The organism is Pseudomonas sp. 11/12A (assembly GCF_000800055.1).
Classification (GTDB): domain Bacteria; phylum Pseudomonadota; class Gammaproteobacteria; order Pseudomonadales; family Pseudomonadaceae; genus Aquipseudomonas; species Aquipseudomonas mohnii.
In genome coordinates this window covers 1,041,111-1,067,413 of the sequence record NZ_JUGV01000001.1, presented here as the reverse complement: position 1 = coordinate 1,067,413, position 26,303 = coordinate 1,041,111, and the positions used below count along the sequence as shown (strand labels likewise).

General features: G+C 59.3%; 28 protein-coding genes and 1 pseudogene. 17 read left to right on the top strand and 12 right to left on the bottom strand.

Annotated elements, in window-relative coordinates:
- Positions 1-53 precede the first annotated feature (53 nt).
- The 8 genes and pseudogenes from GQ39_RS05000 to GQ39_RS04970 form a co-directional block, all read right to left on the bottom strand.
- Positions 54-1,505: a DUF1254 domain-containing protein gene (locus GQ39_RS05000; protein WP_047527821.1), complete on the bottom strand. Its 1,452-nt coding sequence runs from the start codon at positions 1,503-1,505 to the stop codon at positions 54-56.
- 398 nt (positions 1,506-1,903) lie between these two features.
- Entirely contained in the window at positions 1,904-2,431 is a 528-nt protein-coding gene (locus tag GQ39_RS04995) for a DinB family protein (RefSeq protein ID WP_047527820.1), read from the bottom strand.
- 230 nt (positions 2,432-2,661) lie between these two features.
- A pseudogene (locus GQ39_RS32155) lies at positions 2,662-2,754 on the bottom strand (RidA family protein); the annotation flags it as partial.
- Between the two features lie 75 nt (positions 2,755-2,829).
- Entirely contained in the window at positions 2,830-3,300 is a 471-nt protein-coding gene (locus tag GQ39_RS04990) for an Lrp/AsnC family transcriptional regulator (RefSeq protein ID WP_047527819.1), read from the bottom strand.
- A 28-nt stretch (positions 3,301-3,328) separates the two neighbouring features.
- On the bottom strand, positions 3,329-4,636 hold the full coding sequence (locus GQ39_RS04985) for an NAD(P)/FAD-dependent oxidoreductase (protein ID WP_047527817.1): 1,308 nt from the start codon (positions 4,634-4,636) through the stop codon (positions 3,329-3,331).
- 105 nt (positions 4,637-4,741) lie between these two features.
- Positions 4,742-5,581 (bottom strand): transporter substrate-binding domain-containing protein, encoded by an 840-nt coding sequence (locus GQ39_RS04980; protein WP_047527816.1) that lies wholly within the window; start codon positions 5,579-5,581, stop codon positions 4,742-4,744.
- Positions 5,582-5,656: 75 nt separating this feature from the next.
- Positions 5,657-6,427 (bottom strand): amino acid ABC transporter ATP-binding protein, encoded by a 771-nt coding sequence (locus GQ39_RS04975; protein ID WP_047527815.1) that lies wholly within the window; start codon positions 6,425-6,427, stop codon positions 5,657-5,659.
- Positions 6,428-6,442: 15 nt separating this feature from the next.
- Positions 6,443-7,408: an amino acid ABC transporter permease gene (locus GQ39_RS04970; protein ID WP_047527814.1), complete on the bottom strand. Its 966-nt coding sequence runs from the start codon at positions 7,406-7,408 to the stop codon at positions 6,443-6,445.
- Between the two features lie 451 nt (positions 7,409-7,859).
- Here GQ39_RS04970 and GQ39_RS04965 point away from each other — a divergent pair, with 451 nt between their 5' ends.
- A complete protein-coding gene (locus tag GQ39_RS04965) occupies positions 7,860-8,498 on the top strand; it encodes a LysE family translocator (protein WP_047527813.1) in 639 nt (212 codons plus the stop codon).
- A 49-nt stretch (positions 8,499-8,547) separates the two neighbouring features.
- On the opposite strand, the gene GQ39_RS04960 is transcribed toward GQ39_RS04965, so the two are convergent.
- The 3 genes from GQ39_RS04960 to GQ39_RS04950 are packed head-to-tail and all read right to left on the bottom strand — an operon-like array spanning position 8,548 to position 11,332.
- Positions 8,548-9,549: an NAD(P)H-quinone oxidoreductase gene (locus GQ39_RS04960; RefSeq protein ID WP_047527812.1), complete on the bottom strand. Its 1,002-nt coding sequence runs from the start codon at positions 9,547-9,549 to the stop codon at positions 8,548-8,550.
- Positions 9,546-9,884 carry a carboxymuconolactone decarboxylase family protein gene (locus GQ39_RS04955; protein ID WP_047527810.1) on the bottom strand — a complete coding sequence of 113 codons (339 nt, stop codon included), beginning with the start codon at positions 9,882-9,884 and terminating at the stop codon, positions 9,546-9,548. Before GQ39_RS04955 ends, GQ39_RS04960 begins: the two co-directional genes overlap by 4 nt.
- 11 nt (positions 9,885-9,895) lie before the next feature.
- Positions 9,896-11,332, bottom strand: a complete 1,437-nt coding sequence (locus GQ39_RS04950) for an NAD-dependent succinate-semialdehyde dehydrogenase (protein ID WP_047527808.1) — start codon at positions 11,330-11,332, stop codon at positions 9,896-9,898.
- Between the two features lie 323 nt (positions 11,333-11,655).
- Between GQ39_RS04950 and GQ39_RS04945 the strand changes: the two genes are divergently transcribed.
- Both GQ39_RS04945 and GQ39_RS04940 read left to right on the top strand, forming a co-directional pair.
- Positions 11,656-12,585: a LysR family transcriptional regulator gene (locus tag GQ39_RS04945; protein ID WP_047527807.1), complete on the top strand. Its 930-nt coding sequence runs from the start codon at positions 11,656-11,658 to the stop codon at positions 12,583-12,585.
- A gap of 84 nt (positions 12,586-12,669) precedes the next feature.
- Positions 12,670-12,990, top strand: coding sequence for an isochorismate lyase (locus GQ39_RS04940; protein ID WP_047527806.1), 321 nt, complete (start codon positions 12,670-12,672; stop codon positions 12,988-12,990).
- Between the two features lie 181 nt (positions 12,991-13,171).
- Here GQ39_RS04940 and GQ39_RS04935 read toward each other — a convergent pair whose 3' ends face one another.
- Entirely contained in the window at positions 13,172-13,666 is a 495-nt protein-coding gene (locus GQ39_RS04935; protein ID WP_047527805.1) for a cupin domain-containing protein, read from the bottom strand.
- Positions 13,667-13,945: 279 nt separating this feature from the next.
- Here GQ39_RS04935 and GQ39_RS04930 point away from each other — a divergent pair, with 279 nt between their 5' ends.
- The 14 genes from GQ39_RS04930 to GQ39_RS04865 all read left to right on the top strand — a co-directional run bounded on the left by GQ39_RS04930 (position 13,946) and on the right by GQ39_RS04865 (position 26,217).
- The gene (locus GQ39_RS04930; protein WP_047527796.1) at positions 13,946-14,386 is read left to right on the top strand and encodes a hypothetical protein; all 441 of its coding nucleotides are present in this window, start codon (positions 13,946-13,948) and stop codon (positions 14,384-14,386) included.
- A 272-nt stretch (positions 14,387-14,658) separates the two neighbouring features.
- Complete coding sequence (locus tag GQ39_RS04925) at positions 14,659-16,215, top strand: ArnT family glycosyltransferase (protein WP_047527804.1); 1,557 nt, start codon at positions 14,659-14,661, stop codon at positions 16,213-16,215.
- Positions 16,216-16,462: 247 nt separating this feature from the next.
- Positions 16,463-17,992: a DUF3300 domain-containing protein gene (locus GQ39_RS04920; RefSeq protein ID WP_047527802.1), complete on the top strand. Its 1,530-nt coding sequence runs from the start codon at positions 16,463-16,465 to the stop codon at positions 17,990-17,992.
- Positions 17,993-18,078: 86 nt separating this feature from the next.
- Positions 18,079-18,915 carry a DUF2950 domain-containing protein gene (locus GQ39_RS04915; protein WP_052193704.1) on the top strand — a complete coding sequence of 279 codons (837 nt, stop codon included), beginning with the start codon at positions 18,079-18,081 and terminating at the stop codon, positions 18,913-18,915.
- Between the two features lie 250 nt (positions 18,916-19,165).
- Positions 19,166-19,645, top strand: coding sequence for a hypothetical protein (locus GQ39_RS04910; protein WP_047527800.1), 480 nt, complete (start codon positions 19,166-19,168; stop codon positions 19,643-19,645).
- Between the two features lie 135 nt (positions 19,646-19,780).
- A complete protein-coding gene (locus GQ39_RS04905) occupies positions 19,781-20,080 on the top strand; it encodes a DUF7693 family protein (protein ID WP_047527798.1) in 300 nt (99 codons plus the stop codon).
- A gap of 83 nt (positions 20,081-20,163) precedes the next feature.
- Positions 20,164-20,733 carry a chorismate mutase gene (locus GQ39_RS04900; RefSeq protein ID WP_047527797.1) on the top strand — a complete coding sequence of 190 codons (570 nt, stop codon included), beginning with the start codon at positions 20,164-20,166 and terminating at the stop codon, positions 20,731-20,733.
- Between the two features lie 197 nt (positions 20,734-20,930).
- The gene (locus GQ39_RS04895; protein ID WP_047527796.1) at positions 20,931-21,371 is read left to right on the top strand and encodes a hypothetical protein; all 441 of its coding nucleotides are present in this window, start codon (positions 20,931-20,933) and stop codon (positions 21,369-21,371) included.
- A gap of 107 nt (positions 21,372-21,478) precedes the next feature.
- The gene (locus GQ39_RS04890; protein WP_047527794.1) at positions 21,479-22,210 is read left to right on the top strand and encodes an SGNH/GDSL hydrolase family protein; all 732 of its coding nucleotides are present in this window, start codon (positions 21,479-21,481) and stop codon (positions 22,208-22,210) included.
- Positions 22,211-22,236: 26 nt separating this feature from the next.
- Positions 22,237-22,665 (top strand): nuclear transport factor 2 family protein, encoded by a 429-nt coding sequence (locus tag GQ39_RS04885; protein WP_047538451.1) that lies wholly within the window; start codon positions 22,237-22,239, stop codon positions 22,663-22,665.
- Between the two features lie 198 nt (positions 22,666-22,863).
- Positions 22,864-23,847, top strand: coding sequence for a FecCD family ABC transporter permease (locus GQ39_RS04880; protein WP_177329347.1), 984 nt, complete (start codon positions 22,864-22,866; stop codon positions 23,845-23,847).
- Positions 23,847-24,614, top strand: coding sequence for a heme ABC transporter ATP-binding protein (locus tag GQ39_RS04875; RefSeq protein ID WP_047527790.1), 768 nt, complete (start codon positions 23,847-23,849; stop codon positions 24,612-24,614). Before GQ39_RS04880 ends, GQ39_RS04875 begins: the two co-directional genes overlap by 1 nt.
- Positions 24,615-24,661: 47 nt before the next feature.
- Complete coding sequence (locus GQ39_RS04870; protein ID WP_047527788.1) at positions 24,662-25,546, top strand: ChaN family lipoprotein; 885 nt, start codon at positions 24,662-24,664, stop codon at positions 25,544-25,546.
- A 227-nt stretch (positions 25,547-25,773) separates the two neighbouring features.
- A complete protein-coding gene (locus tag GQ39_RS04865; protein ID WP_047527786.1) occupies positions 25,774-26,217 on the top strand; it encodes a potassium channel family protein in 444 nt (147 codons plus the stop codon).
- Positions 26,218-26,303: the final 86 nt, after the last annotated feature.

Genomic DNA, 26,303 nt, shown 5'->3' with positions numbered 1-26,303 from the left:
ACAAGCAGCACTTGCCGACATCAACCTGCAGCGAGTGTCGGCAATGGGTCGCACTACTTCGAAACCACCAGTGCCGGTGGCTGCCAGCTGCCTTCGCCAGCGGGAAGAATCGAAGGCGGTGCGGTCTTCGGCCAGTAGAGACGCATCACCAGATAGACCGTATCGTCAGGCGCCGGCAGCCAGTTGCTTTCTTTTGCCTTGCCGGGGGAGTCCTTCTGGATGTAAAGCGTCAGTGAGCCATCCGCGTTTTTCTTCATGGCCGACAGCATCGGCGAATTGATCAGGTAACGGTTGAGCGGGTTGTTGATCAGCAGTTGGCTCTTGCCGTCATACAGGGTCACCGACCAAAAGGCATTCACTGGCGGCAGCTTGCCCGCCGGGAAGGTCAGCGTGTAATTGCGCTTGCTGGTATCCAGCGTCTGGCCTTTACCGTCGGTGCGGGTATAGGGGTACATCGCCTCAACGGCGTCATTGCCGTAAAGGCCGCCCTTCGCGGCGCCGGCACGCATCAGCCAGTCGCCCTTGTAGAACGCCTGGTCGCCAAAGAATGCGCCGACGTTCCAGCCGTTGATGTTTTTCATGCCGCTGGAGAGAAACTTGTCGACCTTCTCATCGCCAGCTTTCATCCCCAACAAGACCACCGCCTTGTGTTCCAGCGAGAGGTCTTTGAATTCGAAGCGCCGGCCGGGGCCTACGCCGATGCTGGCCAGCTTCGACCGAATCGCCTTGTCGTCGGCCGATGGCGGCACATACTCCAACGCGGCCGACAGGTACTCGAAGAAATTGTCCTTGATGCCAGCCGTGGTGGCCGGTACGAAATCAATCTTCGGGGCCGCGACCGGCGCTGGTTGATGGAGGAAGGCTGAAAGTGGCTGGACCTTGTAACCCGCCTGAACCTTCTCGACATTGGGCATGTCGGCTGGATTGAACAACTGGGTCCGGATCAGCGTCAGTGAGAAGGGAGTCGTGGAGTTGAACACTTTATCGATGCCAGGCGGTGTCGCCCCTTTCCAATCGGGGCCTGCAATCAGATAGCTCCCGGGGGCACTTGCAGTTGCCCGGCTGCCGATGTAGCCGTAGTTATAGGTGTTGCCGTCGATTAGCTGCACCGAGTAGTAGCGCTTTTTGGAGACTGCCGGCACGGTGATCACGAGAGGCTCTGCGCGCAGGTCGGTCCAGAGTATCGAGTAGGGGGTGTCACTGTTTGGCGTAATGACGGCGGTATCAGCGGGTGTCGCGACCCGATGCTCGTTATGCAGTTGATTGAAGGGGGCCTTGAACTGGCTGGACTTGGTGTCCACCGCGAACTCGTTCATCACGGCGTAGTTCATGACCAGCGGCAAGCCGTAAATAAAGCCTTCCTCGGCGATCGCCTTGGTCTGCTCGAGGCTCGGCGCGGGTACGCCCTTGGCCACGTCCGCCTTGTCTGCCTGTGCGATGGGGTCGTTCTTGCCCGCACACCCCGTGAAAAGCGTTGAACCCACCACGACGAGTGCCGCAGCCATTGTCCAGCCCCGGTTAGACTTCCTGTTCATTTTCACCTCGTTTGTTCTGAGCAACGTTTTGCTGTCGACTGGCATGCACCACCCAGACCGCGCCCCAACTGAAACTCTGGCTGTCTCTTTACCTGGCGAATGAGTAACTCCTGCGGCGAAGCGCCAACTCACCCGCCCCGGGAGTGTAGATCACAATAAGCCAGCATCCCCTTGCGCAGCCAAGATCGTGCCCGTTATCCGTAAGCCTTGTCGCCAGGACCCATACGAGATGATGTTCAAATTCCGTCAGGTCACACGCACTATATAAATCCGCCCCCATTTCAGTCATTTAAGATGGCCAAGCTGGTTTACCGGCATGACATGAAAATCCCGGTCTAGTGCTGGTTTTTAAATTATGCGCGGGACTTCTAAGGAATGAGGGCTACCAGATCAGTATCGCCTACGTCGACACCACCTTGTGACAGCAAAGTAGTAGCTTGGCCTCGGTGATGAGTCTGATGATTGAAGAAATGCATGACCAAGCCATAAAAGTTCTTGTCAGCGGGAGCTCCTTTCATGCTTGTGTAATTGAGTGTGTAATCTAAATCTGACTCTGTAATGGAGCGAGACCACTCGACAATTACCTGATCGAGCCAAACGCGATATGTCGAAAGTTCTCGGATATTTGAGAGCAGTAACTGGTCGAGGCTTTGGGGGGCAGGAAGCTGTCGAATCGGCTCCAGAGCCAAGTAATTCGCTGGGTGCTGGGCAAATCGCTTTAGCCAGATTGTGTCCCCGACCACCAGGTGGTTTAACGTCCCGAGAATAGAACCAAAGAATGCTTTCCTGTCCACTGACAGCTCTTCATCTGTCAGACGTCTGGCCGCTTCATAAACCTTTGCGTTCATCCAGTCGTTATAGATCGCCATCAGGCAGATATGGTCGATGCGGCCCATCGTGTTCATCCTTTGAATGATTACTTGACAAGCGATCCACGCTCATTTGGGGCCATTCTAGAGCAGGGCTTTTTAAATCGCCCCTGATTTCGCAGGCACCTGTCCCAGAAAATGGAGACGAAAATGGGTGTCCCCATTATTTCCCTGGATCCGACGTGCGACTCATTGCAGCCCAAAGGTTCATGATGGACCGCTTTCCGTACCGCTCCCTTACGTAATCACTGACCAGATCATCCCCCGATGGTTTCTGGCAGCCGGGCGATCACCTTGATCTCGAACTGATAACCATAAAGCCACGTGACGCCCACGCCGGTCAGTGTCGGCAATCTGGTCGATGGCGGGGGTAGCATCAAACTGCGCGTGTTCATCGATTGGGTCGCTGAGTTGATGGGCAGGCGTTAAACCGTCAATTTCCGGCTGAATTTGGTTTCCATCACAATATGCGACGCGGTGTGCGCCACGCCTTTGATCATGTTGATCCGGGTCAGCTCGGCATTGAGTTCACTCAGCGTCGACGTGGCGAGATGGATGATGAAGTCGGATTCGCCCGAGACCGCATACACCGCCTGCACCGCATCCATCTTGCGAAGCGAGGTCATGACATCGGTATAACTCTTGTTGGTGCAAGAGGTCATGGTGAAACAGTTGATTGTCTGCTGGAGTCTGTTCTGGTCGATGCGCACGCTGTAACCGGTAATGACCCCGGCCTTTTCCAGGCGGGCGATGCGTTCTTGCACCGAAGAGCGTGAGACCTCGAGTTTACGTGCCAGGGATGCCGTGGGCTCGCGGGCGTTGGCCTGCAGCAGGCCAAGCAACTGCCGGTCCTTATCAGTCAGGTTAAACAACGGACCGGGATTGTGCGCATCCATCAACACTGCCTTGACCTCACTGTGATTTTCAGTTTTTTTGACTCGCCCTGTACTGCGAACGCGTTTCCTGAAACTTGTCCATCATTTTCAGGCCGGCATATACCGTTTGCGCCGCAGCCGGGCCGAGCGGGCCGCCATTCCATTCCAGGCCGTAGGCATCGAAAAGACGGTAGCGATTGGTCTCGCCGCAAATGGCTTCGGCAATGACGCGCCCGCCGATAGGCGCCGTGTTCATACCATGGCCACCAAATGATGTACATGCCCATAGCCCCTTCCCGAGAGGGCCGATGTGAGGCATCTTGTGCCGCGCATAACCCATCAGTCCCGACCAGGCTTTTTCGATCTTGATGCCGCGCAATTGCGGATACACATCGAGGATGTCTTCGGTCAGCAACTGCCCCAGGCGCTTTTCGTCCTGCAGGTTCCTGGTGGTGATACGACCGCCCCAGAGCAGTCGGTCACCTTCGACGATTCGGTAATAGTCTGAGGCCCGGCGATTATCACCCACGGCATCGGTGGTGCCTACCGCATCGGCCAGACGCTCGCCCAAGTGTTCGGTCAGTACCGCGTAGGTCGCAATGGGCAGAAAGGCACGGCGTAATTTACCGAACTCGGGGCCGCCATAACCGCCGCAGCAATACACCACGTTGGCGCAATCGACAGTGCCCCGGGCAGTGATGACTCGGTGTCGCCCGTTTCGGCTCTCGACACGGGTCATCGGCGACTGTTCGTAAATCTTTGCCCCGTTGCGTTCAATCAGCCGGCCCAGGCCCAAGCAATAGTTCAAGGGATGGAAGTGAAATCCATGGGTATCGCGCAGAGCCTGGAAATACCGCTCCGTCTTCAGCTTTTCACGCACGGCCTGGCGATCCAGGTAGTCGAGGTGGAAGTCGAAATCCGTCGCCATCCTGTCGCGCAAACGCTTGAGATTATCGCCATCCTCGTAGCGAACCACGCTCAATTTTCCAGGCGTTGGCGAGCAACCTGGCAGTTGATGACGGGCGATCATGTCGCGAACAGTGTCGACACCTTCGAGCGACAATTTGAACAGGGCGGCGGCTGTCGCTTTTCCGCAGCGCCGCTCGATGGATGACAATCCTTCGGACCAGCCCTGAAGGACGAAGCCACCGTTACGGCCGGAGGCCCCCCAGGCAACACGGCCTGCCTCGAGCAGCACCACGGACTTTCCTCGTGAGACCAACTCCCAGGCCGTGCTCAGCCCCGCCAGGCCCGCGCCGATGACGCACACATCGGCCTGGACATTGCCTGACAGCGCCGCGCGCTCAGTCGTGTCGTTCATCGTGGCGGTGTAGTAATTGTTGTTATACGTGTACATGAAGTCCCTTGTCCTTCTTCGCGGCGCAGTCATACAGGGCGCCGCGTCTGGAACGGGCGCCTGCAATGATTGGGTTTATTGCTCTGGAATTTATTGCACCCGGAGTTATTGCACCTGGGTGAGATCGGCGCCGTACCACTTCTCGGAAAGTTGCTTGAGCGTTCCGTCGGCTTTCATCTGCGCAATGGCCTTGCTCAATTCGCTATTGAACGCCTCATCGCCTTTATCCACGGCGATGGCCAGCGGTTCGTAGTAAGCGGGTTTGCCTTCCACGCGTACGATGGGATAGCCATTCTTGACGGCCGCGACGACGGTTGGAAGCGCAGACAGGGTGGCGTTCAGTCGGACCCCGTTGCCCATACGCAAATCATCCAAGGGGCCCATGCTGTCGCCATACGTCTTCACCTCGCCGGGCGTGACGTCGTAGGTGAACGCCGGCACATCGGCGGCGTCGATCTTGAGCCGGCGATTGATATAGTCCTCCGACGTGGTGCCTGCTTCGACGCCGATGATCTTGTCGTTCAGGTCCGCCGCCTTTGCCCCGGCCGCGTCCTTGTGCACGGCGAATACATAGGGCGTGTAGTAGTAGATCGCGGGGAAGTCGAGGACTCGGGAGCGCTCGGTGGTTGGCGTCATCGAACCGACCGACAAGTCCCAGCGATTCGACCAGCGCCCTGCGGTGATGATCCCGTATTCGGGGGTGACGAAGTCGACCTTGCTACCCAGGCGTCGACCGATTTCGGTGGCAACATCGATATCAAAACCTTGCAACTTGTTGTCCGGCCCCAGGAACGATTGTGGTGGCCAGTTGGCGGCCGTGGCCACTTTGATCACCTTGGTTTCATGGATGCGGTCGAGGGTCGAGCCCGCCCAGGCGGCGCCTGAGCTGATCGTGACGGCTGTGGCGATAGCCGCTGTGGTGAAGAAGCGAGTGATCGAGATCATGAGTAAGCCTCCAGGTGTTTGAGTGCAGGTCTTTGTTGTTTTTATCGATGACGTTGGACGGTGTGACGATGCTGCTCAGTGGCTGAGAATCTGTGACAGAAATTCTCGGGCGCGTTCATGCTGTGGGTTCTCAAAAAAATCATTGGGTTTGGCCTGCTCGACGATACAACCCTGATCCATGAAGATGATCCGGTCGGCGACCCGCCGGGCAAACCCCATCTCGTGGGTGACGCACACCATCGTGATGCCGTCCTGAGCCAACTCGCCCATGACATCCAGCACTTCCTTGACCATTTCGGGATCAAGTGCCGAGGTGGGTTCGTCGAACAGCAAGATGCGTGGTCGCATGCAGAGGGCCCGGGCGATGGCAACGCGTTGCTGCTGACCGCCGGAGAGCTGGCTGGGGTACTTGTCCGCCTGGTTCCCGATCCGCACTCGATCCAGGTACTCGTAGGCCAGTTGGCGAGCCTGCGACTCATCGAGCCGGCTCACCAGGCGCGGACCCAGCATCAGGTTCTCCAATACCGTCATGTGCGGAAACAGATTGAACTGTTGGAAGACCATGCCGACCTGGCGCCGGATGCTGGCCACGCAGGCGGCATTGCGGGTCAACTCGATTCCGTCGATGAACACTTTGCCTTTCTGGAAGTCTTCCAGCAGATTCAGGCAGCGAATCAACGTCGATTTTCCGGAACCCGATGGACCACAGACGACCACTATTTCGCCGCTGGAAATGTGCAGGTCGATGCCCTTGAGCACATGAAAATCGCCATACCATTTTTGCATCTCGTGAATCGATATGGCGGGATACGGGGCAGTGACTGCTGAAGCTGACGGCTGATTCATCGTAAGGCTCCTGATTCAGCGGTGGGCGCGATTGAAGTGCTTTTCCAGACGCGACTGAACGGTTTCCAGCACGATCGACAGCAGCCAATACAGCACGGCTGCGGTGATGAGCATTTCCAGGTGACGGAACTCGGCGCGTCCTTGTGTTCGCGCCAGGAACATCAGTTCCCAGACGCCGATCACGGACACCAGTGAGCTGTCCTTGAGCATCGAGATGAACTGGTTGCCAGTGGGCGGAATGATCAGGCGCATGGACTGCGGGAGAATGACCCGGGTCATTGTTTGAAATGGGTTCAGGCCAATCGCCCGGGAGGCTTCCCACTGACCCCGCGGGATGCTGCTGATCCCCGCACGGAAGATCTCCGTCATATAGGCGCCGTAGCAGAGCGAGAGCGCCAGAATCCCTGCCGGCACGGCGCCGACCACGTAGCCGAGCTGAGGAATGCCCAGGTAAATGAGATAGATCTGGATGAGCAGCGGAACACCTCGGAAAAACGAGGTGTAGAAGCTCGCGATGGCAATGGCGAAACCGTTGGAAGATAAACGCGCGGTCGCTCCCAGCAATGCCAGGACAAACGCAATGGCAATGGAAATCGCGGACACGTAGACGGTGGTGAAAACCCCTTGGGTGATCATGAAGCCGACTTTGGTCGCGATGAAGCTGTAAGAAAGATTGAAGGTGTCGAAGAATAAAAGGAACAGCACCAGCAATTCGCACCAGACCGTAATGATCTGCGCCCGCAAGGGAAACCGCCCAAGGATGAACAGATTCAGTACGGCCGTGATGGTGAAGGTCCCCCCGACGGCGATGTCACGCGCCAGAGGAGCTTTCAAGTCGAGAACGATTGGCCCCATCAACGTGGAAAGACGGCCTTCACCTACACCGCAGACCAGCGTGATGATGAAAATGACTGCAGCGACTCCCCCCATGAACAGGGCGCTGTCAGTCATGCGCGCCTTGACGATATGGTCTTTGTACATGGCTTACGCTCCTTAGGGGTGTCCCTTTGTTGTAAGCCAATTATGAGTGTGCGAAATGCCGGGCGGGACCCGGCAGAATATTGGATTTATCGGTTTTTTCCGGCATATCGGTGGTTATGACCCTGACATCTGCTCAGGACTCCCGACCATTCTGACGGCAAGGCTTTTTTAGATTACGCCCGAGCGCCATCCCGAGCGCCATAAAGGAGGACCTGGATTTTATCGAGCGCTGCAAGGCTTTTATCGACTGCGCACTCCTCCGGGTGATGACACGCGTCTGGCTAACTGAGCAGAAGCCATCGACGGGAACATCTTTCTCCGTGAGGCGATACACAGTTTCCCCATCATTGTTGGCTGGGCTTCGGTGACTCCTGTAGGTGATGCGTAATTTGCATCATCAGGTAACGAAGTCTCCGGTAGCATACCCTCAGTTATTCAGGAGCCTGGACCCATGGACACGAACACGATGCTGGCTTTTACCCTGGTCGCCGCGATTGCCATCGCCAGCCCCGGGCCTGCGACATTAATGGCGATCAACAACAGCCTCGCCCACGGACAACGCAGCACGATCTGGTCCTCGCTGGGCAATGCCACTGGCCTGTTCTGCCTGTCGGGGGCTGCAATGCTAGGGTTGGGGGCGCTGCTTGCCAGCTCCGAAGGGTTGTTCAACATGGTAAAGATTGTTGGCGCCGGGTATCTGTTCTACCTGGGGGTGAGGCAGTTGCTCAATAAGACGCCGCTGCTGGCTGATGGCATTCATGAGGGCCTGAGCCGCAGGCCCACACGGCTAAAACTGTACAGGTCGGCGTTTTTTACCGCCCTCTCCAACCCCAAGGCGACGCTGTTTTTCACGGCGTTATTCCCGCAGTTCATCGATCAAGGCGCAGCCCTGTTCCCACAATTCATGATCCTGACCGCGATTTTCATGGCGCTTTCAGTGTCGTCGTTGAGCCTGTATGCCGCGCTGGCCTCACGCGCCAAGGGCCTGCTGGTTCGCCCCGAGTTGTCCCGATGGGTTAGCCGGGTGGTGGGGGTCACATTCATCGGGTTTGGCGCTGCGATTCTCGCTATACGCCGGCAGACGGCCTGAGACTTGAGTATCGGCACCTTTGGCAGGCACTTCTCGCAGAAGACCGGACTTAGAGCAAGTCCGCAGGCTGCATCGTGAGAATGATCTTCCCGACGTTTTCGGACGACTCCATCCTGTGATGGGCATCTGCGGCGCGTGACAGGGGGAAAGTGCTGTCGACTACCGGCTCCAGGCTTCCTCCCCCTTCGAACCGTTCAAGCCAATGCTCGCGGAATCGCTTGATCATGTCGTGCTTCTCCGGCTGGGTACGGGATTTCATGACCGTGCCGATGATTTGCAGGTGACGGTAGAGAATATGCTCCAGCTCCAGGGCGACCTTCCCGCCACCGCCAAGGATGCCAACCTGGATCAGCCGCCCGCCGTTAGCGAGTGAAGCCAGGTTGCGGGCGAAGTAAGGTTCGCCGACGAAATCGATGATGACATCGACACCCCGGCCATCGGTTTTGCTGGCGATGACTTCGGCGAAATCACTGTTCTTGTAGTCGATGGCGACATCGGCACCCAAATGCTCGACGCGGGATAACTTGCTGCCATCGGTTGTCGCATAAACCGTCGCACCTGTGGCGTAAGCGAGCTGCACCGCAGCGGAGCCAACACCACCCGCGGCGGCATGAATCAAGACCGAGTCACCTGGCTTGAGTCGAGCCAGATGCATCAGCGCCTCATGAGCGGTGACAAACACCTCGGGAATCGCCGCCGCGTGCACGTAATCCAGTTGAGCAGGAATTGGCATGGCCATGCGGTAGTCAATGCGTGCCAACTCGGCATACGCCCCGCCACCCACCACGCCCATCACCCGATCCCCCACTTCGAAACCAACGACGGTATTGCCTTTTTCAATGACCTCGCCTGCGATCTCAAGCCCGATGATGGGCGAATCTCCGAAATCAGGACGCCCGTAGCCACCGGTGCGATGCGTCAGATCCGCGCGATTGACACCGGCCGCATAGACCCGCACCAGCAAGTCGGCAGGGCGTACTAGCGGGTCGGGAACATCGCTCAACTTCAGTACGTCGGGGTGGCCGAATTCTTCAATGGTGATGGCTTTCATGGTTGCTTCGCCTGCGATTGAGTGAATGTGGCATTGGCAATGGCGGACGCGGTGATGGCGGCCGGGAAACCTGCATAGAACGCCAGGTGGGTGATCGCTGCGGATATTTCGTCATGGGTGACCCCATTGCTGACCGCGCGCCGCAGGTGCGCAGGCAGCTCTTCGGAGTGACCACCGGCAATCAATGCAGCCACCGTTATCAGGCTGCGGTCACGTGGAGACAGTGCCGGATCACTCCAGATTTGCGGATAGAGCGTAGCGTCGACGAACTGCGCCAGCTTTGGGGTGAACGCTCTGGCGGCTTCACGAGGGCTGCTGAAATTGATGTTCGACATTTCGGGCGTCCTTAAATCTGGCTGATGAATTTGTTGGTCAGATAGTGTTCGATGCCTTCAATGCCGCCCTCTGAGCCATGACCGCTCTCCTTCATGCCGCCGAAGGGAAGCTCAGTAGCAACAATTCGGTATTGATTGATCCCGATCATTCCGGCCTCGAGGCCATCTGCGACGTCAATGGCGGTTCGAGCGTTAGCGGTAAAGGCGTACGCAGACAACCCGTAGGGAAGGCGGTTGGCCTCTTCCAGGCCGTCGGCCAACGTATCGAAGGGCATCAAAATCGCGATCGGGCCGAAGGGTTCTTCATGCATGACCCGAGCGTCCATGGGCACATCAGCCAAAACGGTGGGCTGGAAGAAAAAGCCTTGTCCTGGCAGGCATTCGCCACCGGCAAGCACCCGCGCGCCTTTCTCGACGGCGTCAGCCACCAGTTCTTCCATCTTTGACAATTGCCTTGGGTTGGCGAGTGGCCCGACCTGAGTATCGGGATGCAGGCCGTTGCCGATTCTCAGGGCGTTGGTTGCTGCAACAAAGTGATCAGTGAACGCCTGATAAGCACCACGCTGGATCAGGAAGCGTGTTGACGAGATACAGACTTGCCCTGTCCCCCGGAACCGATTCGCCACGCCTTCTACTGCCGCCTTTTCAATGTCGGCGTCTTCAAACACCAGCACAGGGCCGTGGCCGCCCAGTTCCAAAGTGATTGGCTTGACGCCTGCGGCTGCCCTGGTCGACAGCAGTCGCCCAATCGGTACGGAACCGGTGAAGGTCACCTTGCGAATGATCGGCGAGGCAATCAGGTGGCTGGAGACTTGATCGGGTACACCGAAAACGACTTGCAAAACGCCTTTGGGCAAGCCCGCATCATCAAGGGCGCGAGCAAGGGCCAGCGCCGTGGAAGGGCTCTCTTCACCGGGTTTGAGAATGACGCTGCAACCTGCCGCCAAAGCAGCTGACAACTTGCGAGCCGGAGTAATGGCCGGAAAATTCCAGGGCGTGAAGGCTGCGACCGGGCCGATTGGCTGGCGCTTCACCAGTTGCAACACGCCCGGGCGGTTGGCCGGCACGACGCGGCCATCGATGCGGCGGGCGCTTTCGGCGAACCATTCAAAATACTCCGCTGCACGCGTGACCTCGTCGATGCTTTCGCCAAGGGGTTTGCCCTCCTCCAGCGTCATCTGGGATGCGATGTGTGGCGCTCGCTCCAGGATAAGATCAGCGGCACGTTTGAGAATTTTTGCGCGCTGGTCTGGCACCATCTGACGCCACGTCTGGAAGCTGAGCCGGGCGACTTCAAGGGCGTGGTCAAGGTCGGCTGAAGTGGCCAGCGGCACACGTCCGATTTCACTTGCTGTGGCTGGGTTTATGACGGCTGCGGTGTCGCGCCCTTCAGCGCTGATCCACTCACCCCCAATGAAAAGATAGAGCGCGTCGTATGGTGTGTTCATCGATGTGGCCTTCACTTGATTGTCAGGAATCGGGCCGAAGCGCGCTGTGTAAACCCTCGCTTCGGTGGTTTGCGACAGAGCCGGTTCAGGCGGTCCGTGCAATCAAGTCTATGGAGGGCGACAGGTTTGATTTAGATAGCCACGAGGGAATCAATGTTGTGTGCAGAGGGAAGATCATGCGCCGTCGTTGAGTTGTGTCCTCAACAGTCAACGTCCATGATGCGGGGTCGGTGGGTGGTGGCGTTGCGCTCACGAGCACTGAACAGCCTCAGTGGATTTTCTCTGTAATTTGAGCGTTAAACCGGTAGAAAAGGACGGTAGGGATGGACAAATTTTCAAATATGTCTGTGTTCGTAAAAGTCGTTGAGATGGGCACTTTCACTGCAGTGGCCAACCATCTGGACTCGACCGTCGGCAATGTGTCCCGTGCCGTTTCTGCGCTCGAAACAATGCTCGATGCCCGCCTGCTGCAAAGGTCCACTCGCCGTCTTTCCGTGACTGACGCAGGTCGACGATTTTACGAACGCTGTACGGCAATCCTGGCCGACCTCGAAAACGCTGAAGCCGAAGCAAGTGATTCGATCCTGGAACCCAAGGGCACGCTACGGGTTCATAGCGTGCCCGGCCTTGCGCGTCATCTGGTGACCAGCGCCGTCCTTGAGTACCGCAAGGAGTTTCCGGCAGTCACGGTCGATTTGCTGCTATCCCAACGGATGCCGAACCTGCTGGAAGACCAACTGGATGTTTCAATTCTGATTGCCAGAACGCTGCCGGATTCAGCGTACGTCAGTCAAAAGATTGGGGTCAGTCATTGCGTGCTGGTCGCGTCCCCTGCCTACCTGGCACAACATGCACCGCCGGCGAAGCCTGAAGACCTCAACGATCATCAGTGCCTGTTGCTGGGAACCGTTGATTACGCACGGGATGAATGGCAACTGAGAAGCAAATCCGGCACCGCCACTTTCGTACCCACCGGGCCGAGCTTTAGCGTAAATGATATGGATGCAATGGCAGTCGCTGTTCGATCCGGAGCGGGGATTGGCTTATTGGCCGGATTCTCGGCCATCGACGATCTGCGCTCGGGACAACTCGTGCGCGTTTTGCCGGAGTACCATACCTACGAGCGCAATGTTTATGCCGTTTACACGTCCCGCCAGTTTGTCGATGCGAAGATAACCCGCTTCGTAGAAACGCTAAAAGCGCGGGTGGGTGGCCAATTGGCAGACACTGCAAGAGAGCTTATCGGTAGGTAACCGGCTTGAGACTCTCGGGAAAGTCAGACCCTGAATGACACATCAGCCGTTTAACGATTTATTTCAGCAAAGGGAGTGACTCACATGGACGTTTCCAATCAATTGCAACCCTCAGAATGTGCCGGAATGGAGGACATCAGACGCGAGATCGATGCCCTCGACCGGGCCGTTATCAAGCTGTTGGGCAAGCGTTTCAAGTACGTGCTTGCGGCTTCGAAATTCAAGACCTCTGCGGCCTCGGTGCGTGCCCGGGAGCGATTCAATGCCATGCTCGCGACCCGCCGTGAATGGGCAGAGGCCGAAGGCCTGAGCCCGGATGCAATCGAAAAGTTGTATAGCGACTTGGTTAACCACTTCATTGCCGAAGAGATGAAACACTGGTCGGCGCAATTGCCCACTACGTAATCCCGGATTGTCGGATATCCAGCCTGGCGCACCGGGCGTGTCTCCGTGGTGCACCAGGTTGTGTGAAAACGCGGGCTGCTTGATGGCGCCCGCTTCGTTGGCAATCGGGCACCTGCGGCGACGTTGGGTTTTTCGCGAGCAGGCTCGCTCCTACAGGGGTATTGACCTGGACGCGGCGTTGTCACTTCGACGCGTTGCGCGGATCGTCATGGTCATCCACATACTTTAGCCCCAGCGGCCCCGTTCCGTAGACTTGCGAGATGTACTCCCCTGATTTCGCCCAATGAAAGTGCGGCGTATTGGCCGGGAGTATCACCACACTCCCCGGACCATACGCCACCAGTTTGTCTGGATCAAAAACAGTGCCGAAGCCGATGTAGAACACACCGGACATGACGGTGTAGATACGATCTTCCGGATGGGTATGGGGCATTAACTTGATGCCGTTGGGCACTTTGACTCGCACTACATACGGTGCAGGTTTACTGGGGTCGCCGGCGATAACAGCGAGTTTCACTTCTCTCGGAAAAGCCGGAAAGTTGCGCCATTCCACGTCTTCATTATGCAAGGCACCGACTTTATCGAGTGGCAAGGGTTGTGCCTGGGCCAGGGGCATTGCCGCGCTTGCGACAAGCAGGGCGGCCAGACCCGCCGTTTTGATCATGCTTTGAATCATGGGAGGCACCTTAACTGCGCGGAAGACATCATCGTCAGGCGGACTCTATTTCTGATTGGCTTTACTGATAACGGCATGATCGCGAATTACAGTTGATACCCAATGTAATCAATGTGCCGCCGCATAGGCGTCGCCTCTTCATCATGCTCACCAACGGTGTTCTGCTCGCCCTATCAATCCCGTCGATGTTCACAATCACCTCAATGAAGTTCTCATAAAAAAACCGCGGCGTAACATGGGCTCCATACCCAACAAACAACACCCCTGGAGCACACGATCATGAAACGCCAAACCATCCTCAGCATCGCTTTTTCGATCTTCGCCGTTAACGCTTTTGCCGCGACCTCCGTTCAGCCTGTTGTCGCTGAAGGTGGCTCGGATCGTCTGATTGAAAGCCGTGTGGCTGAAGGTGGCTCGGACCGCCTGATCGAAAACCGCGTCGCAGCCGATGGTTCGGACCGCCTGCAAGGCAACACCGTCGCCGCCGATGGTTCGGATCGTCTGCAAGGCAACACCGTCGCCGCTGATGGTTCCGACCGCCTGCAAGGCAACACCGTCGCCGCCGATGGTTCTGACCGTCTGCAAGGCAACACCGTCGCCGCTGATGGCTCTGATCGCCTGCAAGGCAACACCGTCGCCGCTGATGGTTCCGACCGTCTGCAAGGCAACACCGTCGCCGCTGATGGCTCCGACCGTCTGCAAGGCAACACCGTCGCCTGAACACATCGCCTCACCGCCATACCCGCAAAAAGCCCGGCCTGATCAGCCGGGCTTTTTCGTGTTCACGGCAATTCACCCCTCTAATGTCCTTACATGAACAATTGTTCATGCCGTTATTCACAGCCCAGCATTAATGCATGTGTTAACTGGACTTGAATCGCAGCCAATGATTTGTTCGCGATCTACTGACAATTTCATCACATTTCAACCGATAGCCTTGACGATTCAGCCGCTTCGCCGACGTCACGGTGAGCGCAACGTGCGAACCATTCATGAAAAAATCGTTAGTCAGCTTTCTGAAAAGTGATCAGGGGGCGCTGTCACTTTTGCTGGGCGTGTCCGCGCTCTTGTTGCTTTTCGGGCTGGGCGCCAGAGAGCTTTGGGGCCCGGAAACCCGCTGGGCCAACATCGCCCTGCAAATGTTGCAAACTGGCGATTATTTCGACCCTTATCTCAAGGGCATGCCCTATTACGACAAGCCACTGCCCTCCTATTGGTTGATCACGGCCACGGCCCACTTGATGGGTGGCCTCGGGCACTGGTCCCTACGCCTGCCCTCGGTCTTGTCGGCGTGGCTGAGTGTCTGGCTGGTCTACCTGATCGGCGAACAGTTGTATCGCAAAGGCACGGGCCTGATCGCTGGCTGGTTTCTGGCAACGACGTTTTTTTTCGTGTTCTGGGCTCGGGTCGCCACGGCGGACATCCTCACGGTTTGCGGTGTCCTGGGTGCGGTCTGGTGGTATTGGCGCGGTCCCAACGACACGCGCCTGAGCCGCTATCTCGTATTTTTTCTGATACTGGCGCTGACCTCGCTGTTCAAGGGTTTGATCGGGTTCATTCTTCCCGGCCTGATACTGCTGCCGCACCTGCTGGGCGAAGGGCGCTGGAAAAACCATCTCAATCCACGTCTGTGCCTGGCGCTACTGGTAGCGGGCGCGTTCTACATGTTGCCGTTCCTGCTGTCGCACCGCTATGGCACGCCAACTTATGAACAGAGCGGGCTGGATCTGGTCTTTCGGGAAAACGTGGTCCGGTTCTTTCATCCTTTCGACCAATTTGGCCCGATCTACACCTATCTGCTTTATCTGCCGGTCTACACCCTGCCCTGGGCTCCCTGCTGGATACTCGGCCTGTGGGTGGCCGTGCGCAGCTGGAAGCACACCGAGCCCAACGTTCGCTGGCTGATCGGCGGCCTGGGGTTGCTGTTCCTGTTCTTCACCGCCAGTGGCAGCCGGCGCAGTTATTACGTATTGCCGCTGGTGCCGTTTGCCCAATTGCTGGCGGCCTGGTGGGTCACCCGGCGCATGGCCGAACGCGAGGCTGCCGGTAAAGTCAGCGGCCCCGGCTGGACCAAGGGCATTGCCGGCGCGGCTGTTTTTTTATGGTTGATTCTGGGCGTCGTCTACCCCTGGACCAACGGCGGAGACGGCGGTGTCATGCAGTTCACCAAGGATGTGCGTGCCGAAGCCAGCAAAACGGCGCCGTGGAACGAATGGCGCCTGGTGCTGGTAGACGTCGACAACAAGTTGCCCATGTACCTGCAAAACCACGGCTCACCGTTCTACTACGTACTGCCGGACTCGGACCTCCCAAAAACCGGTGGCAGCCCGGCGCTCATGGCGTGGTTGGAGAAGAAAAGTGGCGAGCGCTGGAATCCCGAACGGACGATCATTTTCGAACAGTACGAAGACATCAATCGGTTGCCCCTGGGTTATCTGACTGCCGATCATCAGTTGATCACCACCAGGCCCAACAACGGAGCCCGCCTGTTTCACGCCCATGAATCCGGCAGTGCCGCGTACATTCCCAAGGTGAGAACGGACGGCTGAGGCGCCATTTTTTCGCGTGCAAAACCTTCTTGGATTTTCGGGGGTAGTCGGTCGACTGCCCCATCTGGCGCCCACCTGCTTACCCCCCAGTCAGTCCCTCCCTCGCTGCGCCGCCGATCTCAGTGGCAGATATTTTTTGTTTGCTACTATTACTGAACGGCATCGAGGTCTGTGGCTTGCAAAGTCAGCTGTCACCTCCCTGGCATTGATCCACTCCTTTCCAATTGCCAGATCACAGGGAGCTGCGATGCGCCTTCCAATTCTTTATGCGTTGTCAGCGCTGCTGTTTTTGAGCGGCGCGCCCTGCATTGCGCAGACCGCGGAGACCGCCACCCCCACCGCCAACCCTGCCCCAGCCACGCCGGTCCCGGTGCCCGCGAAAGATGCCGTGTTTACCCAGGAGCAACTGGATCAGATGCTGGCGCCCATCGCGCTTTACCCGGACCCATTGCTGGCACAGGTGTTGATGGCTACTACTTACCCTGGGGAAGTCGCCGAAGCGGTCACCTGGTCGAAAGCCAGTCCGGACGCCAAGGGCGATGACGCGGTCAAGCAAGTGGCAAACCAGCCGTGGGACCCCAGTGTGCAGGCGCTGGTCGCCTTCCCCCAGGTCCTGGCGACGCTGGGACAGGACCCGGTGTGGGTTCAGCGCTTGGGTGATGCCTTCCTGGCACAACCAGACGATGTCATGGAGGGGGTGCAACGCTTGCGTCATCAGGCACAAGCCGCCGGCAACCTGCAGAGCAACCAGTATCAGAACGTGACCATCCAGAACGTGGCGGCACCCGCCCCGGCAGCGGCCCCCACGACCACAGCGTCCGCTCCGCCCCCTGCCAGCAGCAGCAGCTCCACCATCATCATTCAGCCCGCTGATCCGCAGGTGGTGTACGTCCCCACCTATAACCCGACCACCACCTACGGCACCTGGCCTTATCCAGCGTCGCCGCCAGCCTACTATCCACCGCCACCGGCCTATTACCCCGGTCAGGCGCTGATCGCCGGGCTGGCGTTCGGGACCGGTGTGGCGATCATCGGCGCGTTGTGGGGGCAATGCGACTGGGGCAATAACGACGTCGACATCAACGTCAATCGCTACAACAACATCAATGGCAACAACCGAATCACCAATAACAGCTGGCAGCACAACCCCGTGCATCGCAATGGCGTGCCCTATCGAGACACCAGGAGCCGCGAACAGTACGGCCGTCAACTGGACGGTGCCAATCAACGTGAGGCCTATCGGGGGGACAATGCCCAGCGTGCCCAGGCGCGTGACAGGGCCCGTAGTTCGATGGACAAACACGGCATCGAACGACCGGCCACCAGCAACCTCGAAGCCCGGGATCGGGCCCGCGAAGCCCAGGCGCGAGACTCGGGCAATCGGTTGCAAGCCGGGGCAGACCGGCCCAAGGCAGCCGACAGGTCCAGGGCCACCGATAGACCGCAAGCAGCTGACAGAAGCCAGGGCACGACCAGGAATACTCGGGAGAATCAGACGTCCAGGAAAGAGACGGCGCAGGTCAATCAACGCACACAGGGCAATGCACAGGCACGCCAGACCACGCAAAACCGGACGGCCGCGAAGACCGCCAGCCAGGGCAGTGCCCGCGACAATGCCTTCGCCGGCGCGCGCTCGCCGTCCCAGGCCAACCTGCAAGCCAGTCGTGGCCGGGCCAGCGAGGCATCCGTTCAGCGTCCCAGCGCTTCGCGTTCAGCCGGTCAACAGATCAGTCGGCCGTCCACTCCACCCGCGCGTCAAAGTGGGGGCCGCCGTTGAATAATCATCCTCGATTTCCGGCTCTCAAGGGCCTGCTGGGTCATGCCCTGGCGATCACGACCGGTTTGGCCTGGTCATGCCTGGTCATGGCGCAGCAGGCATTTCCAACCCCGGAAAAGGCCGCCCAGGCATTCGTCGAAGCACTGGGCACAAAACATGCCGACCAGAAACGCCTGAGCGAGTTACTGGGCAACGAATGGCGCACCTACATCCCGCGCGCAGGCGCGGAGCGCAAAGACGTGGATGCGTTTTTGAAGCAATACCGCAAGCAACACAGCATTGAAAAAACCAGCGACGGCAAGGCGATTCTGTCGGTGGGGCCTGATCACTGGACACTGCCTATTCCCTTGGTCAAAAGCGCGCAAGGTTGGCGCTTCGACATCAAGGCTGGCAACGCCGAGATCCGCGCCCGCCAAATTGGCCGCAACGAACTCGCCGCGGTGCAATCGGCGCTGGCTTATCACGACGCCCAGATGGACTACGCGTCGGTGGACCGTGACGGTGACGGCGCCCTTGAATATGCGCAGAAAATCTTCAGCACCCCGGGCCAGCACGACGGGCTCTATTGGGCGGACGACAACAGTGGTCAGATCAGCCCGCTGGGCCCTTCGTTCGGCAAGACCATTGCCGGCCAGGACTGGCATGGTTACCGCTTCCGCATCCTCGATGGCCAGGGTCCTTCGGCGCCCGGCGGTGCCTATAGCTACCTGATCGGCGACAAGATGAGCCGGGGCTTTGCACTGATCGCCTGGCCGGCGAAGTACGGCGAGAGCGGCGTGATGAGTTTCATGATCAGCCATGAAGGTCAGGTGTTCGAGAAAGACCTGGGACCGGAAGGTGAAAAGCTGGCGCAGTCGATGAAGCTGTTTGATCCGGATGACAGTTGGAAGTTGGTGCCTGCGGATGACGAGCAGCCGGATTGATTCAGGTGTCATGCGCGGCAGGTTGTTGACGGCTCTCGTGGTTGGCGATTGCACGGTGATGTGTGTGTGTGTGTGTGTGTGTGTGTACCCGGGGGCGCTTGATAAAACGAACCGGCGCCTGCCTAAAGCGCCGCCGTACAGTCATTGACTGCGTCGATAGTCACCATTGACTCAATGAAGTTCTCTTAAAAAATCCGCGGCGTAACATGGGCTCCATACCCAACAAACAACACCCCTGGAGCACACGATCATGAAACGCCAAACCATCCTCAGCATCGCTTTTTCGATCTTCGCCGTTAACGCTTTTGCCGCGACCTCTGTTCAGCCTGTTGTCGCTGAAGGTGGCTCGGATCGTCTGATTGAAAGCCGTGTGGCTGAAGGTGGCTCTGACCGACTGATCGAAAACCGCGTCGCCGCCGATGGTTCGGATCGCCTGCAAGGCAACACCGTCGCCGCTGATGGTTCCGACCGCCTACAAGGCAACACCGTCGCTGCCGATGGTTCCGACCGCCTGCAAGGCAACACCGTCGCCGCTGATGGCTCCGACCGTCTGCAAGGCAACACCGTCGCCGCTGATGGCTCCGACCGTCTGCAAGGCAACACCGTCGCCGCTGATGGCTCCGACCGTCTGCAAGGCAACACTGTCGCCGCTGATGGCTCTGATCGTCTGCAAGGCAACACCGTCGCCGCTGATGGTTCCGACCGTCTGCAAGGCAACACTGTCGCCTGAACACATCGCCTCACCGCCATACCCGCAAAAAGCCCGGCCTGATCAGCCGGGCTTTTTCATGGGCACCCGTTTTGTGCTTGATCGATTATCCTGTGCCACCCCATTCCCCCTGCCCTGTATCTGTCGGAGACACTTGTGCCCCCCTTGACCGCCCGCGAGGTTTATCAGCAATTGCGTGACGTCGCCCAAGGCATTCGTACGTTAACGCGCCTGGACGAACAAGCCGTGGCCGGCCAGGTGCTGGTAGACATCGAGGGTTGGCGCCTGACGCTGGAGGTCGAGGCGCATCAGCTGAGCCACTGCCTGCATTGCCTCAGCGCGGACGGTCGTACGCTCGCCGGTTGGCAGCGTTACGGCACCGACCCGGTGAGTCTGCTCAGCACCTGGGAGCTGGCGCAGATTGAGCGGCGGCTGGCCGAGCCTCAGTCCGCTTGATTGCGTCGCGACCACTCGTCCGTTCGGCGCGCCTGTGCTACACAAGACCTCTGTATGAACTCCGCTCCCGATGAGGTTTGCTTATGCTCCACTTTTCACGCCTTTCACAGCTGCTGACGGGAGCCCTGCTTGGCGTTCTCGCCAGTGGCACCCAGGCCGCGGCTCCCACCCCGGCACCTGATGCGTTGCAACCGCTGCTGGCCACGATCAACGAGCGCTTGAATCTTGCTGATCAGGTGGCACTGACCAAATGGGACAGTGGCAAGCCGATCCAGGATACCGCCCGGGAGACGCTGGTCATCGCCAATGCCCGCCGGCAGGCGATCGAACACAAAGTGGACCCGGAGGACGCGGCCGAGTTGATCGCCGCCCAGATCGAAGCCAACAAATTGGTGCAGTATGGCTTGCTGGCGCAGTGGCAAGCGGCGAGCAAGGCGCCTGATGTGCCGCGGCCGGACCTCAATAAAATCAGGCCACAACTGGACGAATTGCAAAACCGACTGCTGCAGCAATACGCCGATTTCGCGCCTTATCGCGTGGACCCGGACTGCCCGGCCTGGTTGGCCGCCCAGCGTTCCGGCCTGATCAAGGATGCGCTGCATGGCCAGGCGCTGATACGCGCCACCGGGGAGCTTTGTATCGCTGAGCAATGAAGCCAGCGGTATCCAGCGGGAGGGCGATGGTGCCCTTGAGATGGCCATCGCCAGCAAGCCGGTGCCTGCACAAAGTGCCTTGGTCCATTCATTGACTGCGTCGATAGTCACCATTGACTCAATGAAGTTCTCTTAAAAAATCCGCGGCGTAACATGGGCTCCATACCCAACAAACAACACCCCTGGAGCACACGATCATGAAACGCCAAACCATCCTCAGCATCGCTTTTTCGATCTTCGCCGTTAACGCTTTTGCCGCGACCTCTGTTCAGCCTGTTGTCGCTGAAGGTGGCTCGGATCGTCTGATTGAAAGCCGTGTGGCTGAAGGTGGCTCGGACCGCCTGATCGAAAACCGCGTCGCCGCCGATGGTTCGGACCGCCTGCAAGGCAACACCGTCGCCGCCGATGGCTCCGACCGTCTGCAAGGCAACACCGTCGCCGCTGATGGCTCTGATCGCCTGCAAGGCAACACCGTCGCCGCTGATGGCTCTGATCGTCTGCAAGGCAACACTGTCGCCGCTGATGGCTCTGATCGTCTGCAAGGCAACACCGTCGCCGCTGATGGCTCTGATCGTCTGCAAGGCAACACCGTCGCCGCCGATGGTTCCGACCGTCTGCAAGGCAACACCGTCGCCTGAACACATCGCCTCACCGCCATACCCGCAAAAAGCCCGGCCTGATCAGCCGGGCTTTTTCGTGGGCGATTTTTAAGCGAATCTATGGCTCTTCTCTCAGGAGCCTCGGTATGAGCAAGATTGAAACGCTGGCCAACATCCTGCTCGGCCCCTTGTTGCTCATGCAGGGTGCGCACACCCGTCGGGTCACGCCAAAGCTTCCGGAAGCCGAGGGCGAGCGCGAAGGTGTGGCGGGCTCCGGCAAAGACCTTCGTGTGCTGATTCTGGGTGATAGCGCCGCTGCCGGTGTCGGCGCATCGACTCAGACTGAAGCCCTGAGCGGTCAAGTGGTCAGCCGTCTGGCCAAGGATCATCGGGTGCTCTGGAAGCTCTGGGCGCGCTCCGGCCTGGACTCGCGGGCGCTGCTGGATCTGCTCGAACAGCACCCGCCGCACCCCTTCGATGTGGTGCTGCTGTCCATTGGCGTCAACGATGTCACCAGCACGTTGTCGGTCGATCAGTGGATCACCTTGCAACAGCAGTTGATCGATGTGCTGCGCGATAAATTCGCGGCGACGCAGATCGTCATGTCCCCGCTTCCACCCATGCACCTGTTTCCCGCATTGCCGCAGCCGCTGCGCTGGTACCTGGGCAATCGGGCGGCGCGCTTCAATACACGGCTCGCCGGGCTGGCGACTGGCAACGATCACTGTACGATGCTGACCACCCGCCTGGCGCCCGTGGCCGGTTCGATGGCACGGGATGGTTTTCATCCCGGCCCGGCGATCTACAGTGTGTGGGCGGACGATGCCGTCGAGGCCATTACCCGGCGCCGTCGAGAAACCGCATCAGGCAAGGTTTGAACAACAACAAAAAACAGGAGTTGAAAATGTCTGAACTGAAACTGCAAGCCGACGCCGCCGCGTCCCTGGACCAGTGGCACGCGATGATCCGCAGCGGCGACTTGAGTGCCCTGCCCGGGTTACTCGACCCGAACGCGATCTTCCGCTCGCCGATGGCCCATACGCCATACCCGGGCGCACCGGTGGTCTCGATGATTCTCAACACGGTGTTCAACGTCTTTCAGGACTTTGCCTACCACCGCGAATTGGCCACCGCCGACGGCTTGAATGTGGTGCTGGAATTCAGCGCCAGGGTCGGCGAGAAACAGCTCAAAGGCATCGACCTGATCCGCTTCAACGAACAGGGAAAAATCGTCGAGTTCGAGGTCATGGTTCGTCCGCTCAGTGGCTTGCAGACCCTGGGCGAGGAAATGGGACGGCGTTTGGGTGCTTACCTGGCCGCCAGTAAAGTCTGATCTTTTCAGCCATCAGTCACCGGTGGTGCCTGACCTTGCCGCCACCGTCTACATCTTTGATCGACCAAGGAAGTCCCAGATGCCTGTGAAACCCCTTCTGCTCTGCGCCGATGCGTGCCTGGCCCGGACTGCCGGGGCCCGGCGATGACGGCGATTATCCGGCCGCGTCCGTTGCTGACAGGCCTGGCCCTGTTGCTGCTGTTGGTGTTCTGGCTGTCCTTGGCCCTCGGGCCCGTCAGCCTGCCGCTGGGCGAAACCTGGCTGGCGGGTTTTAGGCTGCTCGGGCTGCCCCTGGACGGCGCCGATACCCAGCAGGCGCAGCTGATTCTCGGTCAAATCCGTCTGCCGCGCAGTTTGCTCGGCATCGCGGTCGGTTCGGTGCTGGCATTGTCCGGCGTGGCCATGCAGGGGCTGTTTCGCAACCCGCTGGCTGATCCGGGACTGGTCGGCGTGTCCGGCGGTGCGGCGCTGGGCGCGGCCCTCGCCATTGTCGGCGGCAGCCTGATCGGTGGACTGCCGCCAGCCATCGAACCTTATCTGCTGTCGGTCAGTGCGTTCGTCGGTGGCCTGATCGTCACGGCGGTGGTGTATCGCTTCGGGCGCCGCAATGGCCAGACCGACGTCGCGACCATGCTGTTGGCAGGCGTGGCCATGACGGCGATGGCCGGCGCCGGGGTCGGGCTGTTCACCTACCTGGCGGATGACGCCACGCTGCGCACCCTGACCTTCTGGAACCTGGGCAGCCTCAACGGTGCCAGTTATTCACGCTTGTGGCCGTTGCTGATCGTGGCCGTGGGCGTGGCGTTGTGGTTGCCCCGTCGCGCAGCGGCACTCAATGCGATGCTGCTGGGCGAATCGGAAGCGCGTCACCTGGGCTTCAACGTTGAGCGGGTCAAACTGGAACTGGTGTTGTGCACGGCGCTGGGTGTCGGTGCCGCCGTGGCCGCCGCGGGGTTGATCGGCTTTATCGGCCTGGTGGTTCCGCACCTGATGCGCCTGCTGGTCGGTCCAGATCATCGGGTGTTGTTGCCGGCGTCATTGCTCGCCGGTGCCAGCCTGTTGCTGCTGGCGGATCTGGTCGCCCGTTTGCTGTTGGCGCCGGCCGAATTGCCGATCGGCATCGTCACGGCACTCATCGGTGCGCCCTTCTTCCTGTACTTGCTGGTGCGAGGGCGTTCCTGATGTTGCGCGCAAACAACCTGGCAGTACGGCGCGGCAGTCGCACCGTGTTGGCGGGCATCGATGTTCAGTTGCATCCGGGCCAGGTCCTCGGCGTCCTGGGACCGAACGGCGCCGGCAAAAGCACCCTGCTCGCGGCCTTGTGCGATGAGCTCGCGGCCAGCGAGGGCACGGTCAGCCTTGACGGGCAAAAGCTGAGCGACTGGCCAGGTCAGGAGCGGGCCAGACGCCTGGCGGTGTTGCCCCAGAGTTCGAGCCTGAACTTCGCCTTTTCGGTCAATGAAGTCGTAGCCATGGGCCGTTTACCCCATGCCAGTGGCCGGGTGCGCGATGCACAAATCGTCGCCGAGGCGCTCAGCGCCGCCGACGCCTTGCACCTGGCCGGACGCAGTTATCTGGCCCTGTCCGGGGGTGAGCGCCAGCGCGTGCACCTGGCGCGGGTGCTCGCGCAATTGTGGCCGGGCGCCGAGGGGCAGACCCTGTTGCTCGATGAACCGACGTCAATGCTCGACCCGCTGCACCAACACACCACCCTGCAAGCGGTGCGCGATTTCGCCGGGCGCGGCGCGGCGGTGCTGGTGATCCTGCACGACCTCAATCTTGCCGCGCGTTATTGCGATCACCTGCTGCTGTTGCAGGAAGGTCGCCCCCACGCCTACGGCACCCCGGACGAAGTCCTGACTGCCGAAGCGCTGGAAGCGGTCTATGGCTTGCAGGTACTGATTCATCGCCACCCGGAACGTGGCCATCCTTTGATTATCGCGCGCTGATCACCCATCCTCAGGTGGTGAATCAAGGGCCCTGATAAGGAAAACCGATGCGCATTCTGTTGCTCTGCCTCTTCAGCCTGCTGGCTGCCTGCCAATCCCATCAAGCAGCAGCGCCACCGGCACCGATTGCTCCGCAAGGCCGGGATCACACCGATTTCGGGGTGATCCGTGAACTGGCCACCGGTCGCGCCCTGACCCCGCAGGAACTGGTCGAGCACTTGGCTGGCGCGCCCCGGGTGCTGGTGGGTGAACAACACGACAACCCCGATCACCACGCGCTGCAACTCTGGCTGCTGCGCGAACTGGCGGCGCAACGTCCCCAGGGCAGTCTGCTGATGGAAATGCTCAACCCCGACCAACAAGCCAGGGTCGATGCGGCGCAGGCCGCCAGCCGTGCCGGTCAGCCGCCGGCCGATCCTTATCAGGCGCTGGCCTGGCAAGCCAATTGGGATTGGGGTGTTTACGGGGCAGTGGTCAACTACGCGCTGCGTCAACCCTACCCGCTGCTGGCGGCCAACCTCGACCGGTCGCAGATCCTGCAAATCTACCAACAGCGCCCGATGCTGAGTGGCGAAGCCTCCACCACACCACAGGTTCAAGCCACGCTGCTGGACGACATCCGAGGGTCCCATTGCGGGTTGCTACCTGAAGCGCTGCTGCCGGCCATGCTCGCTGTGCAACAGCAGCGCGACCGGCGCATGGCCGAACGCCTGCTGGCCGCGCCAACCCCTGCCCTGTTGCTGGCCGGGGCGTTCCATGTGCGCAAGGACCTGGGGGTGCCGTTGCACCTCAAAGACCTCGGCGCCGCCCAGGGCAACGTGGTGTTGGTGTTGGCCGAAGCGGGCAAGACCGTGAGCGCCGAGAACGCTGATTACGTGTGGTACACGGCGGCGCAACCGGAACAGGATCATTGCGCGCAGTTGCGTCAGTGAGCGCAAATGCAAAAGGGTCGGCTGTGTGTCATTGCATGGGCTTGACGGCGCTGTCAGGTGCATGGGTCACCGAGGAAACTGCCGGAATTCTCAGTGCACTATGCTCAAGTGCGTCAGCCCAACAACGGGTCAAGGTCCTTTGCGTTGACCCGCCGATTGGATGCTTATCGCCAGAGCCTCTGCGAGGCGGCAATCGATCCCTGTCACAGCCTCCATGAGGAACACCGATGCCTTCAATTATCGTCTTCGCATGGGGGCTGGCGGCCATTACAGTGATGGTGCATGCAATCGGCCTGGCTTTGTTACTGAAGGCTCTGGCTCGGTTGGAAACGCTGCATCTACATCACCTCTGGGCCATCATTGGCAGACTGGTATGGGTGGCCTCCTACCTGATTCTGCTCCATACGCTAGAGATCTCGATCTGGGGGATGTTCTATCTGTGGCAAAAATGTCTGCCCGATATTGAAACGGCCCTCTACTTCTCCGGGGTGACTTACGCGACGATTGGTTACGGAGACGTGACGCTCGCGAAACCGTGGCGGTTGTTCGGGCCGACCGAGGGCTTGATCGGCATACTCATGTGCGGCTTATCCACGGGCTTCTTCTTCGCGGTTGTTAATCATATTTATCAGATAGCTCACTTGAAAGCTGACAACGATCACAAGTCCTGATGCGCTCTCAGCGTGCAGGGCAACGTCCCAGGCAGCGCATCTACTGCCCGCTTTCTCTCCAGCAAGCGGGTTTCATTGACCCAAGC

Bases quoted from the DNA above. Each gene is read 5' to 3' on its own strand.
- GQ39_RS05000 (WP_047527821.1), bottom strand. From the start codon at position 1,505: ATGGCTGCGGCACTCGTCGTGGTGGGTTCAACGCTTTTCACGGGGTGT.
- GQ39_RS04995 (WP_047527820.1), bottom strand. From the start codon at position 2,431: ATGGGCCGCATCGACCATATCTGCCTGATGGCGATCTATAACGACTGG.
- GQ39_RS04990 (WP_047527819.1), bottom strand. From the start codon at position 3,300: ATGGATGCGCACAATCCCGGTCCGTTGTTTAACCTGACTGATAAGGAC.
- GQ39_RS04985 (WP_047527817.1), bottom strand. From the start codon at position 4,636: ATGTACACGTATAACAACAATTACTACACCGCCACGATGAACGACACG.
- GQ39_RS04980 (WP_047527816.1), bottom strand. From the start codon at position 5,581: ATGATCTCGATCACTCGCTTCTTCACCACAGCGGCTATCGCCACAGCC.
- GQ39_RS04975 (WP_047527815.1), bottom strand. From the start codon at position 6,427: ATGAATCAGCCGTCAGCTTCAGCAGTCACTGCCCCGTATCCCGCCATA.
- GQ39_RS04970 (WP_047527814.1), bottom strand. From the start codon at position 7,408: ATGTACAAAGACCATATCGTCAAGGCGCGCATGACTGACAGCGCCCTG.
- GQ39_RS04965 (WP_047527813.1), top strand. From the start codon at position 7,860: ATGGACACGAACACGATGCTGGCTTTTACCCTGGTCGCCGCGATTGCC.
- GQ39_RS04960 (WP_047527812.1), bottom strand. From the start codon at position 9,549: ATGAAAGCCATCACCATTGAAGAATTCGGCCACCCCGACGTACTGAAG.
- GQ39_RS04955 (WP_047527810.1), bottom strand. From the start codon at position 9,884: ATGTCGAACATCAATTTCAGCAGCCCTCGTGAAGCCGCCAGAGCGTTC.
- GQ39_RS04950 (WP_047527808.1), bottom strand. From the start codon at position 11,332: ATGAACACACCATACGACGCGCTCTATCTTTTCATTGGGGGTGAGTGG.
- GQ39_RS04945 (WP_047527807.1), top strand. From the start codon at position 11,656: ATGGACAAATTTTCAAATATGTCTGTGTTCGTAAAAGTCGTTGAGATG.
- GQ39_RS04940 (WP_047527806.1), top strand. From the start codon at position 12,670: ATGGACGTTTCCAATCAATTGCAACCCTCAGAATGTGCCGGAATGGAG.
- GQ39_RS04935 (WP_047527805.1), bottom strand. From the start codon at position 13,666: ATGATTCAAAGCATGATCAAAACGGCGGGTCTGGCCGCCCTGCTTGTC.
- GQ39_RS04930 (WP_047527796.1), top strand. From the start codon at position 13,946: ATGAAACGCCAAACCATCCTCAGCATCGCTTTTTCGATCTTCGCCGTT.
- GQ39_RS04925 (WP_047527804.1), top strand. From the start codon at position 14,659: ATGAAAAAATCGTTAGTCAGCTTTCTGAAAAGTGATCAGGGGGCGCTG.
- GQ39_RS04920 (WP_047527802.1), top strand. From the start codon at position 16,463: ATGCGCCTTCCAATTCTTTATGCGTTGTCAGCGCTGCTGTTTTTGAGC.
- GQ39_RS04915 (WP_052193704.1), top strand. From the start codon at position 18,079: ATGGCGCAGCAGGCATTTCCAACCCCGGAAAAGGCCGCCCAGGCATTC.
- GQ39_RS04910 (WP_047527800.1), top strand. From the start codon at position 19,166: ATGAAACGCCAAACCATCCTCAGCATCGCTTTTTCGATCTTCGCCGTT.
- GQ39_RS04900 (WP_047527797.1), top strand. From the start codon at position 20,164: ATGCTCCACTTTTCACGCCTTTCACAGCTGCTGACGGGAGCCCTGCTT.
- GQ39_RS04895 (WP_047527796.1), top strand. From the start codon at position 20,931: ATGAAACGCCAAACCATCCTCAGCATCGCTTTTTCGATCTTCGCCGTT.
- GQ39_RS04890 (WP_047527794.1), top strand. From the start codon at position 21,479: ATGAGCAAGATTGAAACGCTGGCCAACATCCTGCTCGGCCCCTTGTTG.
- GQ39_RS04885 (WP_047538451.1), top strand. From the start codon at position 22,237: ATGTCTGAACTGAAACTGCAAGCCGACGCCGCCGCGTCCCTGGACCAG.
- GQ39_RS04875 (WP_047527790.1), top strand. From the start codon at position 23,847: ATGTTGCGCGCAAACAACCTGGCAGTACGGCGCGGCAGTCGCACCGTG.
- GQ39_RS04870 (WP_047527788.1), top strand. From the start codon at position 24,662: ATGCGCATTCTGTTGCTCTGCCTCTTCAGCCTGCTGGCTGCCTGCCAA.
- GQ39_RS04865 (WP_047527786.1), top strand. From the start codon at position 25,774: ATGCCTTCAATTATCGTCTTCGCATGGGGGCTGGCGGCCATTACAGTG.